Genomic DNA, 14,549 nt, shown 5'->3' with positions numbered 1-14,549 from the left:
TGGTAATGGAGCAGCCTACGGTTATGGGGTATCTGCTTGTCCTAAAACACCCTGCGAGCTGTTACGAAACGTTTCTTCCATTTACCGTCAAACGTGTCAAAATGAACGCCGCGTTCTTTGGAGAAAGTATGCAGCAATTTGTTGTTCCCTGCATAGATCGCCACATGGCCGATCTCCAGCCCCCGCGCACTGAAGAACAGCAGGTCACCTTTGCGCAACTCGTTCAGCCCGATCTCTTGGCCTTCTTTGGCCTGATCGTAAGAGACACGGGGGAGGTCGACAGAGAGCGTATGCCGGAACACTTCCCCGACAAAAGAGGAACAATCAAAGGTCGATGTCTGTCCGGTTGCAGCGCCGAATTCATAAGGGGTGCCAAGGTATTTTTGCCCGTAGGCGATCAGTTCATCTCTCTGCCGTTCTGCTAGGGAAGTGCTGGTATAGTCACTGTATTTTGGTTTTGCCGATATGTACCCGGTCAGGTTGTTTTTAGTGCGTACTTCCAGCCAGAGGGCATTGACCTCGCGGATGACATGAACCTTTTCACCGGTTGGAATAAGCCGCAGGGAAGGGGAAGTTTCTGATGAATCCGGTTTGCTACGCAGGTTGACTCCAGAAAGAACCGTTGTGAAAAAATCATCAGTGGAGGCAATCCGAATCGTACGGGTTAGGCCGTCCCACTTCACTGTGCTCCCAAGTGCTTCACTCACAAAACGCAGTGGAATCATTGTGTTGCCCTCAACAATCTGTCCGGGAACGTTCAGGGATAGCGTTTTACCGTTGAGGGTGGAGGTGACTTCTCCAATGCGATAGGTCAGCGTCGTGTCGTTTTTGGTTGCTGTTACGGTTTTGCTGGATCCGTTCCAGGAAAGCACAGCTCCTTGCGCTTCAAACAACTGCCGCATGGGAACGAGCGTTGTCCCGTCTAGCAGTAGCGGTTGAGCAGTAAGCTCAAGCGGGCGGTCATCCACATAAACGGTTGTTACTGGAGTTAGCGGTGCCGGCTTGGCGTAAGATGGGGTTGCTTGAAGCAGTGGTACTGCCAGCAGAGCCAGCCATACTTTCTTGTTGATTCTCATGCTGTCATCACCTCGTTGTTAATGTGTTCCTCTAAGTTGTACGATACTGCCTCCGATTAGTTGTGTACCAATTATTGGACTGATTCAAAAAACAAAACAAACAAAAATAAAACAAAGCAATATCTTTGTTTTTATATTGACATCAAAATCAAATAAAGATAGAATTACAATTGTGAAATGTTTCACTTTAGAGTAGTTCTGTATTTAGCGAGGGATCAAAAGTGAATCCTTAGGAGGCAGATTTTTATGAGCGCACATGTATTTTTTGTACCATCTATCAATCTGATGGGAAAAGGCTGTTTGCATGAAGTTGGACCCTATATAAAAGAACTACATTTAAACAAAGCACTGGTCGTGACGGATAAGTTTCTGATGAAGAGTGGAATTGCCGGCAAGGTCACATCCTTGCTGGATGATATAGGCTTGGACTATGCGGTATATGATGAGGTCAAGCCCAACCCGACCTGTAAAAATGTACATGATGGTGTCCAATTTCTACAAGAAAACGGCTGTGACTTCTTAATTTCCATTGGCGGAGGATCCCCACAGGATACGGCCAAGGGAATCGGCATTATTGCTACCAACGGGGGACATATAACTGAGTATGAGGGCGTTCATCAATCCAAGCATAAATCGCTGCCGATTGTCGCTATTAATACAACGGCAGGAACATCCGCAGAAATTACAATCAATTATGTCATTACGGACGAAGAGCGCAAAGTCAAAATGGTTATGGTTGACAAGAATAGCGTAGCTACGATTTCAGTCAACGATCCTGAACTGATGGTAGACAAACCCGCCGCATTAACGGCAGCTACAGGACTAGATGCTTTGACCCATGCCATTGAAGCTTTGGTTACTCCAGGCTCCTACCCTGTTACAAATGCGACTGCGTTGGCAGCAGTAGAACTTATTTTTAACAATTTGGCCCGCACGGTGAGCGACGGTCATGATATAGAAGCACGTGAACAAATGGTTTTCGCTATTTTCTTGGGAGGACTTGCATTTAATAATGCCGGATTGGGTTATGTCCATGCTATGGCTCATCAGCTAGGCGGGGTATACGATTTGCCTCATGGGGTTTGCAATGCCATGCTGCTGCCGATTGTGGAGGAGGAGAATGCCAAGCATGTACCAGAGAAGTTTCGTGCCATTGCTAAGGTCATCGGTTATGAAGATAAGGGGAAAACGGATAAAGAATGCGCAGACTATGTAATTCAAAGAATCAAGGACCTGTCGAAGGAAGTAGGGATTCCTGCCAAACTTTCTGAACTAGGTGTAAACGAGGTGGATTTAGATTTGCTTGCCGAAAACTCCATGAAGGATGCTTGCGCTCCGGGCAATCCGTTCATACCTAGCAAAGAACAAGTTATCGAAATGTTTAAGAAAATTCTATAAATAATACTGTTGTTATTTTTTGTTATTTTTGTTATATACTTTGAGGGCTGTCCCAGGAACTGATCAAGAATACCGGGAACGGCCCTTTTAAAGACAACCCCATAGAACGTAGCACGGTTAATGGTGGCCTTTTGGCCTAAGTCATTACAGATTCCCATTTGTCCACTTTTTTACTTAAGAACTCCTGAAGCTCCCCCTCGTTGTTGCTTAGCTTATAAAATAAAGAAAGGGCAACCAGAATCACGTCTGCACATTCCTCTTTGACATCGGAAATATTCAATTGCTTATATTCGCTTCCGTTTGCATTCATATAAGACAGCATGGCTTGAGAGGTTTCTCCTACTTCTTCGGATAGTTTAAGAACCATCTGCTCTAATGTCTTCTTTTCGTGGGTGCTCAAGTATTGGATTTTCTTTAAAAGCTGCTCCATTTAACAACCTCCTAACTATTTTTAAAATCTTATTATAACAGACTTAGATCTAGTCCTTTGAAGCATTTCATACGTTAAAATTAGATCAGACTGACTAAATACTTGATATATATAGATGTCTATGTAATAATACTTGTATGTTAAAAAATAATGCAGCTGCACTTGTAGGAACCATTAGGGACTCGATCAATAAATTAATTGTATCTGAGCTCGAATCCTATGGAGTTGAAGGAATCGTACCTACCCATGGTGGAATACTGATGTTCCTGTATCAAACGGATGGACTTTCGATTAAGGAATTGACGCAAAAAATTGCTCGTCAACAGCCCACAGTCACTGTTTTAATCGACAAGCTAGTAAAATTGGGGTATGTGGAAAGGAAAAAAGAAAGGGAGGATAGCCGAGTTACTCTGATCTATCTTACCGAAAAGGGGAAAGAGCTGGAGCCTATATTTGAGGTGATCTCTAATAAATTAAAAGAAACTATTTATGGTGGTCTCAAAGACGAGGAAAAAAAACAACTGGAATATCTGTTGGAGCATATAAAAAACAGGTTTTAAATTTTTTTTGAGTAAATGTATAGATATCTATGCAAATGCCAAAATAACAATAAAATATCTGGAGGTCATGAAAATGAAACATCTTATCATCTATGCTCACTCTAACGCTGAAAGCTTTAACCACGCGATACTGGAAACGGTTGTAACTACCTTGAAGGAAAAAGGTGACGAAGTCGTTGTACGCGATCTGTACGCTCTTGATTTTCAACCGGTATTAAAACCTGAGGATACGGCTGCGATGAGAGCTGGACAAACGCCGGCTGATATCAAAGTAGAGCAGGAATATATCTCGCAGTCTGATACGATTACGTTTATTTCACCCATTTGGTGGACAGGTCTTCCTGCGATCCTGAAAGGTTATGTTGATCGTGTATTTGCCTACGGCTTTGCATATACGGCTGGTGCAGAAGGGATTAATAAGTTGCTTACAGGTAAAAAAGGGTTTATCGTGAATACACATGGTACGCCCAACGCGATCTACGATGAAATTGGTATGACCGCAGGATTGAAGCTCACATCAGATACGGGTATTTTTGATTTTGTTGGAATTGAATCAGTCGGTCACTTGCTGCTTGGAAGTATCGGCTACCTTGATGAAGATGGTTACAAAGGATTGTTGAAACAAGTACAAGACACGGTTAAAACGGTGCTGTAAAGTTAGTTCATATTCGTTCAGAAGCGTAGGACATTCTTTAAACGATAAGGTCAACCAGCAATTACGGGTTGGCCTTTTCTTACAAATGCTAATACTTTTCCAATATAGTCCAGACAACGATCTGATCCTGCTTGTTATTATGGGGATATACAAAACTAGCCTTCGTACGATTTATTTTGTCATAATATACTATGGCGTTTAGGCTTTGGGCAGAGTCGTAGCTTTGATCCACGAAATGGTTGCCCAATTTATTTTTCACATCCTCAAGTTTCTGAAGTTTGTGGCCACTGATGCTAGAAAATTCGCTCTCGGACAAGGTTTGCAGTTTCATAATCTCTCCACTAGAACTATAGACAATTAAGAAATTTTCAAAATATCTGTGATCGGCATCTTTCGTGTGTTTATCGTTAAAATCCGGGTTCTTTTTATAAGCAGTCAAATCAATCTTCGCAATATTCTTGCTTAGTGGAATATTGTTTATTGACAATTCCGATAGATCCGTTGATTTTACCGACATCTCCGTCCTTAGATCTTTTGTGAAATATGCCATTAAAGCGATCAGGATAACAATACATATAATGAAGCTTTTTTTGGGGATTAGCTTAAGCATAGTTTGAAGACTCCTTCACTATCACAGAGATTAGCATGGTTTATTTTATCGCAAATACTGGAATATACTATTTATTGTATCGAGTCAATGAATGAGATTAAAGTATTTTTTGTTCTCGGCCTGAGAGATCTCTGGAGGTGAAGGGGGAGGATAATAATTCACAAATATTTCATTGTTATTATTGTTGGCAATTCTTTATAGTACATAGTATCCATATTTAGTTTAACGTCGAGATAATGGAATTAATTTCCCCTTACTCCGAGATCATCTGCATGTATCCAGAACAAGAATTACGGCAGCGCTTACGGGAATAAGGAAAAAGGCGATGTGGCAATAGAAATAGAAATGCCTGATGTGGTTAATTGAGCTTTCTTTGAATATGATGAATGCGGATTCTAGTGAAAAATAACATAATGTGAGGGTGTACTGGGTGAGATATAAAATCATAGCAGATAGTTGCTGCGACTTAACGACAGAGCTTAAAGAAAAGATGCAAGTAACTACGATTCCATTAAACATGACATTGGGTGAAAAATGCTTCATAGATGATGATACATTGGACTTGCCTCAGTTTATGGAAGAAATGAAAGCCTGTACAACCAAGATTGGTTCCGCTTCACCGTCACCTATGCTATATAAGGAAGCCTTTCAAGGCGCGCATACTTCTTTTGCCATTACATTATCCAGTAACCTGTCCAGCTCGTATTCCAGTGCATTGGTCGCAAAGGATATGGCGGAAGAAGAAGGGGCAGATGTTTATGTATTCGATTCGAAAAGCGCATCGGCTGGACAACTCTTGTTAGCTCTAAAATTACGCAAGCTGATTGACGAAGGATATCATAAAAGCGAGATTATCTCTTCTTTGGAGAGCTTTATCAGCAAGATGAAAACCTATTTTGTGTTAGAGAATTTGGATAATTTGGTCAAGAACGGACGAATGAATAAAATCACCGGAAAGATACTTTCATTCTTGCATATCAGGCCTATTTTAGGTTCAGACGGTGACGGAAACATCGCATTATTTACTCAAGCCCGTGGTCAGAATCAAATCATTGAAAAGTTGGCAGATACCATTGAAAAAAGTGGTCGGAGTACCGAAGGAGAAAGCATCGTTATTACTCATTGCAATAATCCCGGACTGGCACAAAAGTTAATGAATACCTTGAAGAACCGCTATCAATTTAAAGATATTCATATTGTGCCCACCAGGGGAATTAGTTCAATGTATGCCAATGACAAAGGGATCATTATCGCCTTTTAAAAAGTATTCAGGGTTTATCCTCGTGCGATGGATAAACCCTTTTTAGTATATTGGGGCTTTGCATGAGTCTAAGCCTATCCCAATTTTCTAATGAGGACAGAGGCATTTACGCTGGCTTGAGTTCCTCCGGCCTGTGTTTGCAGGGTAACAGCAGCAGTAGAGCTATGGTTACGCAGAGTAAGGACATCACCGCATGCCAGGGCGAGGATGGCTTGCCCGGTGTTCTGTTGTGTTCCCGCTCCTGAGCCGTACACGGTTCCCTCAGCCAGTACGCCATTAATAAAGATGGCGAATTGGTTAGGTTCTACACCCGACACCGAAAAGCGGACTTCATACTTTCCTGCATCGGCTACAGCAATTTGTGTAGTCCCTGGAAGGTGAGCAATCCCAGGTGTAAGTATGCCGTTCGTATCGAAAATGACCTCCCCTTCAATCGAAACGAGTTGGGGCCTCACATTATAAATGTAACCGAACTGCGCTATATCACCTGTGGTTCTGGAATCCCCTTCAGCATCATGATTAATGTTCACACGTACAACCTGCTTTTTGACAATGATGTCTTTACCAAACGATTTCCGTTTCGAGCGGCCTCTTTTTTTGGGGGGCATTTCCTCAAACTTTTTTTCTAGCTTATCAAACCAGGCACGAACGAAAACATCTTTTTTACGGCCTTTTTTTTGGTTCAATTTAGGACGACCCAATACAAACACCTCCATATGGTTTGTTGTATAGTACTCCATTCATCTAGAGGAGGCATAGATATCTGTCCTGTGTTTCATAGGAAACGATCTATTTTGACTAAAAACAGGCTTCTGTACAAGGTACATTCGTCTAGTATGTAAAAAGCACCTCCAAAAGTATCCTTGGTTGTCAACTAAGGATACTTTTGGGGTGCCAGTAGTAGCTTATATCATGATGAAGCGGTTTGAAGCCGCTTTTTTCGCACATATAGGGCGTACAGGATACCGCCAAGCAGGCACAGGATACAAGCAAATACTGCCAGTAACCAAGCTGAAGCAACTGCCCCTCCACGATCCATACTGTTTCCAAGCCATAGGGGCAGCAGGGCCCCTCCGACTCCACCTGCACCGATAAGCAGGCTCGTAGTCGATTCTTCTGTGCCTGGCATCATTTTGCTGGCAAAAACAAGAGCGATGGAAAAGATGCCGGACATGCCGAGTCCCAGCAGTACGATAAGGACAAAGGCACCAGCAGTGCCTTGGATCAACGGGAACACACACAGCAGCAGGGTCGCTGCCAGTGAGCTCAGAGCGACAAAGACACCGTAGCCGTATCGATCGGCAATGTAGCCTGTAAATAACCGTCCGAAGGCCATTGCCAACCAAAAGCAGGTGACACTGAGTGCTGCTTCGGCTTGTGTGAGACCGAGTCGCTCGATAAACATGGAGGGCAGGAAATTGGCCAGGCTCATCTCAGTTCCTACGTAGATAAAGAAAAAAACGATAAATAATGCAAGTAGCTTCCAATTGCCTATAGGGCTGCTATTAGAAGCCTTTACGGTAGGTGACTCCAGTGAATTAGTGGAACGCTTATGGTTGTCACCTCGGTGTTCCTGTTCGTCCAATAGAGCGTCCAGTGTGCCGAAGGACCCACGCAGCCAAGCTATAGTGGCTACGGCTGCAAACAAGGAGATGATGGGAAATGCCAGTCGCCACCAACCTAGAGCAATGAATTGGCTAGCGATAGCGGGCATAGCCAAGGCGCCGATCCCGAAAAAGACTTCCAGACGGCTCATAGCCGCGCCCGTTCCTTGAGTAATACCTCCAATAACAATAGTACCTATAAGTGCTTCTACCATTCCAAAGCCAAATCCGGCTACTGCCCCGACGGCATATAGCCAGCCCCAGGGCGGCAGAAGTGAATACAGCACTTCTGCCGCACACAGCAAGAGTAGAGCAAATACCAGACTTCGGCGTTTGCCGAACGTCCGGGCAAGCCACGGTGACAGTAGGACTCCAGCCAGAAAGCCGGAAAATTGAGCGAAAATCAGGCTTCCGCCATCCGTATAGGTTCTACCGTAATGCTCTAGCAACACGGGCAGTAGGGAGCCTACAACCACATGTGCTAGACCAATTAAAAAATAAGACAAGCTGCCGATCCATAGTAGTCGTTTCATGATTAACTCCTTTGGTACTAAATTACCTTTATGCAGTAAAGTGAGTGGTATAAGTCAGATTGAATTGATTAGGATAGCTCCAGCACTTGAAAGCCATAGCCTTCAATAGAAATATCTCCTTCCAGGAATTTTCCGCTGATCAGCTCTTTTCCTTTTTGGTCATCCAGATGATATTGCTGTGTCTGGGCATTATGGTTCAGAATAAATAGATAAGACTTTCCATCTTTGGACCGCATAGTGGCTTCTATGCCCGCAGGAGCACGCAGCAGGGATGAAATCCCTTTTTGCTCACAAATGTAGCCCAGCAGACCATCAAGGAAAGGTTCCTCAGGGTCAGTAGCGACATACCACGCTTCACCTTGACCAAAGCGATTGCGTGTCAGTACTGGCATGCCCTGATAGAAATCATCGCCGTATTCCGCCAGCACCTCGGCTCCTTCGCTATGCAGCAAGTCGCAGAGCAACCCACATTTATATTCACCTTCTAATACGCCCACTTTTTCTTTCAATATAATGCGGTTGTGTGATTCAGGCAGAAGCGCATCAATTTCCTCCACCCAGATCCCGAGTAAATTACGCAGTTTACCAGGATATCCTCCGGTTGTAACCAGATCGTTTTCATTGACAATGCCACTGAAAAAGGTCGTTAAGAAGGTGCCGCCACGCTCTGTGAATTGTTCCAGTTTCTCAGCAGTACCCGGCTTGACCATGTAGAGTACAGGCGCGATAATGAGATCATATTTTTGGAATTCTGTATCCACAGAAATCAGGTCTACCTGTACGTTACGCCGGAAGAGGGTAGCATAATACTTATGCACCTGATCCAAGTATTTCAAGGCGACAGAAGGGCCGCTTGACTTTTCCAAAGCCCACCAATTGTCCCAATCAAACAAAATAGCTACTTTGGCATGAACAGTCGCGTCAAGCAGCGTGTTGCCTAAAGCGCCGAGCTCATTCCCAAGCTGTGCCACCTCGCGAAATACACGTGTGTTCTCATGCCCGGCATGCTCAATTACGGCCCCGTGGAATTTCTCGCAAGCACCGATCGAGCGGCGAAGTTGGAAAAACATGACCGTATCCGCGCCATGTGCTACAGCCTGATAACTCCATAAACGCATAACGCCAGGCCGTTTAAGTGAATTATACGCCTGCCAATTCTGTTGGCTCGGTGTTTGCTCCATCAGCATAAAGGGCTGCCCATCCTTCAAGCCGCGCATCAGGTCATGCGCCATCGCCGTATAGCTTATCGGGGTATTAGCCCCGGGATAGCTGTCCCAAGATACTATATCCATGTGCTTAGCCCACTTAAAATAATCCAGCTGCTTAAAAAAGCCCATCAGATTGGTTGTTACCACGGCATCGGGAATATGTTTTTTAATCGCGTTATATTCCAGCAGGTAGCAATCCAGCATACTGTCTGAATTGAAGCGCGCATAATCAAGGGATATGCCCTGAAATGTGGAGTGATTTTCTCCCCAATGCTCACTCAGATTATTTGGAGGTACAATTTCATCCCAATCATAGAAGGTGTGACCCCAGAAGGAAGTATTCCACACCCGGTTTAGCTCTTCTAGTGATTCGTATTTTTGTTTGAGCCATACCCGGAATGCTGCGGCACAATTGTCACAATAGCAATCCCCGCCATACTCATTGGATACGTGCCACACGAGGATTGCGGGATGGTCTTTGTATCGCTCTGCAAGTCGGTCAGCCATCTGCTCTGCGTATTTTCGATAGGTTGGACTGTTCGGACAAGAGTTATGTCGTCCTCCGAATTTTCGCTTACGCCCGTCAGCATCGACCCGAAGAATGTCGGGATAACGGGTAGCCATCCAAGCAGGATGCGCTGCCGTACTAGTAGCTAGACAAACGAAGATATCGCTTTCATAAAGATTATCAATCAACTGATCCAGCCACTCAAAATGATATGTGATTTCGTCAGACTGAATTTTAGCCCATGAGAAAACGTTGAGTGTGGCGATATCAATTCCTGCCTGCCTGAACATCCGTAAATCCTCCTGATGCGTGGCCTCATCCCATTGCTCAGGATTGTAATCCCCACCGTAAAATACTTTAGGAAGTTTGCTGCTTATCATGCCAATCACCTCTGTATATAAGAATAATCCTATCTTATAATACAAATAAATGCTTTTAAATATAATAAAATGAACATGTATATAACAATATGGATCTACATGAGAAATAGATACCGCATACGCCGGAGGTGCTTATTATGATTTTGACTCCCCATCATTTGCGATTTTTCCTGACTACTCGTGAGCATTCTTTACCCCTTTTTATTGAAAGTATCGGATTTAATAGCAGACAGGAGGATGTTTCCCGTCCAGAGGGCTATCCTTGCTTTCACTGGATTCAGACGGTGTCAGGTGAGGGGATGTTTACATATAAAGGGGGAACCTTCCGTTTGGGTGAGCAGTCCGGGGTTCTGCTACTGCCTGGTGAAGCCCATGCATACAGACGGGCGACCAAGGTATGGCGAACGTTATACATCACATTTGACGGACCCATCGCCGCGGCTGTATTGACTGCACTCGGATTGAAGCATACGCGAGGGTACCATTGGGACCCGGATAGCGAGCTGCACAGCTTTGGGGAAAACATGCTACACTCCATGGTTAGTGAACGTGATTTGTCTGGATTAGATGCTTCGGCCAATATGTACCGTTTTCTGACTCTGCTGCGTAAACATGGACAACATAGCTCGATGCCTTCCTTATCTCATAATGTGGAACGTTTAACCCCTGTTCTGACCTTTATGGAGCAAAATTATGCCAGCCCAGATGTGGGTTTAAGGGATATGGCCGTTATGATGAATGTCAGCGCTCGTCATTTAAATACATTGTTTAAGCAAGCGTTCGGTGTGACTTCGTATGCTTATCTGATTGTAATTCGGTTGCGGAAGGCTAAGGAAATGATGACAGAGTATCCGCAATTAACGGTAAAGGAGATTTCTGAGCGCGTAGGCTTCCGGGATGTCAGTCATTTTGTGGCAACTTTCCGCCGGGCGGAAGGAATTACGCCGGAAAGGTTCAAAATACTGTATACATAAGGGTATTTTATCGAAATACTCTTTCTTACTCGGGAATGCTCTTTTTAGGGAGCATTCCTTATTGTTTTTTTCTGGATGAGGGAGTATAAAATAATAGTTCATTTGTTTCATCAATCTGATGTGCAGGTGACATAATAAATATACGATTCATAGTTCTTTTGCAAAACCCTCATCCAAAGAAGGAGTCAACGAAATGCTAAGTAAAGTCAAAAGGTTATTAATCGGTCGTCCGCGAAAATCGACGGCCCTTGAAGATGAGAAACTGAATAAGCTCAAGGCACTGGCCATTCTGTCCTCAGATGCATTGTCCTCTGTAGCTTACGGAACGGAGCAGATTCTGCTGGTTTTAATTACAGCGGGCTTCGCTGCCCTATGGTATTCCATCCCTATATCCATTGCGGTATTGGGTTTGCTTATCATTCTGATCCTGTCGTATAGACAGACCATTTTTTCCTATCCTGGTGGTGGGGGAGCCTACATTGTTGCACAGGACAATTTAGGAAAGAGTCCGAGCCTGATTGCAGGCGGCTCTCTGCTGGTCGATTATATTCTAACGGTAGCTGTTAGCTCATCGGCAGGTACAGATGCCATTACATCGGCGTTCCCATCGTTACATGATCATCGAATCGCAATTGCTTTAGTGATGATTATCTTTTTGACTATAATGAACTTGCGCGGGGTGACGGAATCTGCCTCGGTGCTGGCTATACCGATTTACTTATTTGTTGTTGCCATTTTTGTTCTGATTATTAGTGGTATCATTCACTATCTGGCAGGAGGAGCCCATGCGGCGGCGCCGCAATTTGGAGCTACGGTATCTAACGTCAGTCTGTTTCTCTTACTGAAAGCATTCAGCTCGGGCTGTTCGGCGCTAACCGGTGTAGAAGCTGTCTCAAATGCCATTCCGAACTTCCGCAAGCCTGCTGCCAAAAATGCGGCAACTACACTGATGATGATGGGCTTGATTCTCGGCTGTATGTTTATCGGAATTAGTTTGCTGGCTTATTGGTACGGTGTTCGTCCTAATCCGCAAGAAACAGTTATTTCGCAAATTGCGAATGCTACTTTTGGGCGGGGTGTGATGTATTACATCATTCAAGGCGTGACAGCACTTATCTTGTTTTTGGCGGCCAACACAGCTTATTCAGCTTTTCCATTGCTGGCTTTTATGCTCGCGAAAGACAAATACATGCCGCATATGTTCATGGTTCGTGGAGATCGACTCGGCTATTCTAACGGCATCCTGTTTCTGAGTATCTTCTCGGCATTGCTGGTCATCGTTTTTGGTGGCAACACAGAAAACCTCATCCCGCTTTATGCCGTAGGGGTATTTATTCCGTTTACCCTGTCACAGCTTGGTATGATGATTCGGTGGATTCGGCTCAAACCAGCTGGCTGGGTCGTCAAATTGGCTATTAATACGGTTGGGATGCTAACCACGCTGTCAATTACGCTTATCTTTATCTTTACTAAGTTTAGCCAGGTATGGGTAGTCTTTATCTTCCTGCCTTTGGTATTGTATTTCTTTATGAAGATTAATAAGCATTACAAAAATACGGCTGAACAGCTGCGCATTGATATCACAAAGGACAAACCTATGGTCAAAGGCAACACGATTATTATTCCGGTGGCAGGCATTACACGAGTCGTCATGAATACCATCAGCTATGCCAAAACCCTGTCGGACAATGTGGTTGCTGTATATGTAGGTGTGGACGATGAAGCGATTCAAAAAATGGAACAGAAGTGGGAAGAGTGGGATGTGGGTATACGTTTAGTAGTGCTGAGATCGCGTTATCGCAGTATCATTAATCCGCTTCGCAAGTTCATTGATACAGTAGAGTGGAAAAAAGCAGACGAGGATCATATTACAGTTCTCATCCCACAATTTATCACTAAACACTGGTGGGAAAATATACTGCATAATCAGACCAGTTTGCTGATGAGAGCCTATTTGATTAACTACAAAGATGTCATCGTAACGACTGTACCTTTTCATTTAAACAAATAGGGAACAGCTGCTTATAGCATGATAAGATCAACACTTTTTGACCGCATCTTGGTGCGGTCAGAGGGTGTTTTTTTACATAATGGGGATATTTACTTGGGCGATACATTTTGTGTATTATAGATACAAAATGTATCATTTGAATTTGTTATGGAGGGATACGATGCCCGAAGACAAGGGGAAGATGGAACAAGATAAGTTGCAATTTGTAGATACGCTAAGGGCGCTGGCGATTATGGGAGTATTACTTGTGCATGTCAGTCAGCATGTGGACGGATTAAATGGTTGGTTGCAAAAAGGCTTGAGCATAGGAGCCAAAGGAGTCGCTTTATTTTATATGGCCAGCGCTTTTACGCTTTTTCTATCCCTGAGCAGGCGTTCGAGTGACGAGAGAGAAGGAATGGCGGCCTACCTGTTGCGTCGTTTTTTTCGGATTGCACCCTTGTATTACGTGATGCTAGGAATCTATTTAGCTGTGAATGGGACGGGTCCACGATTTTGGCTTGGGGATCAGGAGGGGGTTACTGCCACTAATATTGCAGCCCATGTTCTGTTTTTGAACGGTCTCAATCCGTATTGGATCAACAGCATTATCGGTGTGGAATGGTCCATTGCGGTGGAATGCATGTTTTATCTGTTTATCCCCCTCTTATTTAAGTTGATTCGATCGGTTCGCCATGCGACTTGGTTTGTCGTGATGGTGCTTGTGGCAAGCTTTGGGCTAAATACGGTGTTTGCTCAATATCCACTAATTAGTGATCACTCTTTATGGGGGCACTATTTGTATTTATGGTTTCCGAATCAGTTGCCTGTCTTTGGACTGGGTATATTGTTGTTTTTCATTTGGAAAGACGAGCGTCATTGGAAAAGTGTAGACGCGCTCAGTGGTGGCTTGCTGCTTGGTACTGTGCTGTTTGCGTTTTTTGGAGGTATGGCGGATTATCTCTTAGGTGTCGGGTTGCTGCTGGGAGCGTATGCTTTGTATCATTGGCAGCCGATGTGGCTGCTTAATCAGGTGTGGTCATGGATCGGCCGCCTCAGCTATAGCATGTATTTGACGCATATGCTGGTCCTGGGGCTAATCATACAGATTAAATTACCGTTTGCTCCTTTGGTCAGCCTCACACTTATGTTCATCATGACGTTGCTATGCACCGCCGGACTTTCCTGGTTTACCTACACATGGATAGAACAGCCCGGCATCCGGTTGGGGAAAAAGCTTATATCACGTATAAAATCTGTACGCAAGCAGGAAGATTCGGTCAAAGAAAGTGTTGCCTAGTTGCAACTTGAAGCAGCATCAGATAACATTTGGTTGAAGTGCTTAAATAAATCTACGAAATT

At 44.1% G+C, this 14,549-nt stretch carries 13 protein-coding genes; 7 read left to right on the top strand and 6 right to left on the bottom strand.

Features of this window, described 5'->3' with window-relative positions:
- Positions 1-41: 41 nt before the first annotated feature.
- Entirely contained in the window at positions 42-1,076 is a 1,035-nt protein-coding gene (locus tag ACXHJ2_RS13580; protein ID WP_165080060.1) for a stalk domain-containing protein, read from the bottom strand.
- Positions 1,077-1,322: 246 nt separating this feature from the next.
- On the opposite strand from ACXHJ2_RS13580, the gene ACXHJ2_RS13575 reads away from it, so the two are divergent.
- A complete protein-coding gene (locus ACXHJ2_RS13575; RefSeq protein WP_064963128.1) occupies positions 1,323-2,474 on the top strand; it encodes an iron-containing alcohol dehydrogenase in 1,152 nt (383 codons plus the stop codon).
- 136 nt (positions 2,475-2,610) lie between these two features.
- Here ACXHJ2_RS13575 and ACXHJ2_RS13570 read toward each other — a convergent pair whose 3' ends face one another.
- Positions 2,611-2,904, bottom strand: a complete 294-nt coding sequence (locus ACXHJ2_RS13570) for a MazG-like family protein (RefSeq protein WP_013370613.1) — start codon at positions 2,902-2,904, stop codon at positions 2,611-2,613.
- A gap of 137 nt (positions 2,905-3,041) precedes the next feature.
- Here ACXHJ2_RS13570 and ACXHJ2_RS13565 point away from each other — a divergent pair, with 137 nt between their 5' ends.
- Together ACXHJ2_RS13565 and ACXHJ2_RS13560 are read left to right on the top strand one after the other, a co-directional pair.
- The gene (locus ACXHJ2_RS13565; RefSeq protein ID WP_058829458.1) at positions 3,042-3,464 is read left to right on the top strand and encodes a MarR family winged helix-turn-helix transcriptional regulator; all 423 of its coding nucleotides are present in this window, start codon (positions 3,042-3,044) and stop codon (positions 3,462-3,464) included.
- Positions 3,465-3,537: 73 nt separating this feature from the next.
- Positions 3,538-4,119: an NAD(P)H-dependent oxidoreductase gene (locus ACXHJ2_RS13560; protein WP_013370615.1), complete on the top strand. Its 582-nt coding sequence runs from the start codon at positions 3,538-3,540 to the stop codon at positions 4,117-4,119.
- Between the two features lie 88 nt (positions 4,120-4,207).
- On the opposite strand, the gene ACXHJ2_RS13555 is transcribed toward ACXHJ2_RS13560, so the two are convergent.
- Complete coding sequence (locus ACXHJ2_RS13555) at positions 4,208-4,729, bottom strand: hypothetical protein (RefSeq protein ID WP_058710942.1); 522 nt, start codon at positions 4,727-4,729, stop codon at positions 4,208-4,210.
- A 430-nt stretch (positions 4,730-5,159) separates the two neighbouring features.
- Between ACXHJ2_RS13555 and ACXHJ2_RS13550 the strand changes: the two genes are divergently transcribed.
- On the top strand, positions 5,160-5,990 hold the full coding sequence (locus ACXHJ2_RS13550; RefSeq protein WP_165080058.1) for a DegV family protein: 831 nt from the start codon (positions 5,160-5,162) through the stop codon (positions 5,988-5,990).
- Between the two features lie 74 nt (positions 5,991-6,064).
- Here the strand turns inward: ACXHJ2_RS13550 and ACXHJ2_RS13545 are convergent, their stop codons facing one another.
- The 3 genes from ACXHJ2_RS13545 to ACXHJ2_RS13535 form a co-directional block, all read right to left on the bottom strand.
- On the bottom strand, positions 6,065-6,691 hold the full coding sequence (locus ACXHJ2_RS13545) for a BclA C-terminal domain-containing protein (protein WP_165080056.1): 627 nt from the start codon (positions 6,689-6,691) through the stop codon (positions 6,065-6,067).
- A gap of 209 nt (positions 6,692-6,900) precedes the next feature.
- Positions 6,901-8,127, bottom strand: a complete 1,227-nt coding sequence (locus tag ACXHJ2_RS13540) for an MFS transporter (RefSeq protein WP_165080054.1) — start codon at positions 8,125-8,127, stop codon at positions 6,901-6,903.
- Positions 8,128-8,195: 68 nt separating this feature from the next.
- Positions 8,196-10,223, bottom strand: a complete 2,028-nt coding sequence (locus ACXHJ2_RS13535; protein WP_165080052.1) for a beta-galactosidase — start codon at positions 10,221-10,223, stop codon at positions 8,196-8,198.
- Between the two features lie 137 nt (positions 10,224-10,360).
- Between ACXHJ2_RS13535 and ACXHJ2_RS13530 the strand changes: the two genes are divergently transcribed.
- The 3 genes from ACXHJ2_RS13530 to ACXHJ2_RS13520 all read left to right on the top strand — a co-directional run bounded on the left by ACXHJ2_RS13530 (position 10,361) and on the right by ACXHJ2_RS13520 (position 14,487).
- On the top strand, positions 10,361-11,197 hold the full coding sequence (locus tag ACXHJ2_RS13530) for an AraC family transcriptional regulator (protein ID WP_019686969.1): 837 nt from the start codon (positions 10,361-10,363) through the stop codon (positions 11,195-11,197).
- A gap of 193 nt (positions 11,198-11,390) precedes the next feature.
- On the top strand, positions 11,391-13,208 hold the full coding sequence (locus ACXHJ2_RS13525; RefSeq protein WP_013370622.1) for an APC family permease: 1,818 nt from the start codon (positions 11,391-11,393) through the stop codon (positions 13,206-13,208).
- Between the two features lie 160 nt (positions 13,209-13,368).
- Positions 13,369-14,487, top strand: coding sequence for an acyltransferase family protein (locus tag ACXHJ2_RS13520; RefSeq protein ID WP_165080050.1), 1,119 nt, complete (start codon positions 13,369-13,371; stop codon positions 14,485-14,487).
- The last annotated feature ends 62 nt before the right edge of the window (positions 14,488-14,549 follow it).

Source organism: Paenibacillus sp. ALE3, assembly GCF_054113405.1.
Note: the sequence above shows the minus strand (reverse complement) of the source record. Positions and strands in the feature narration are given on the sequence as shown.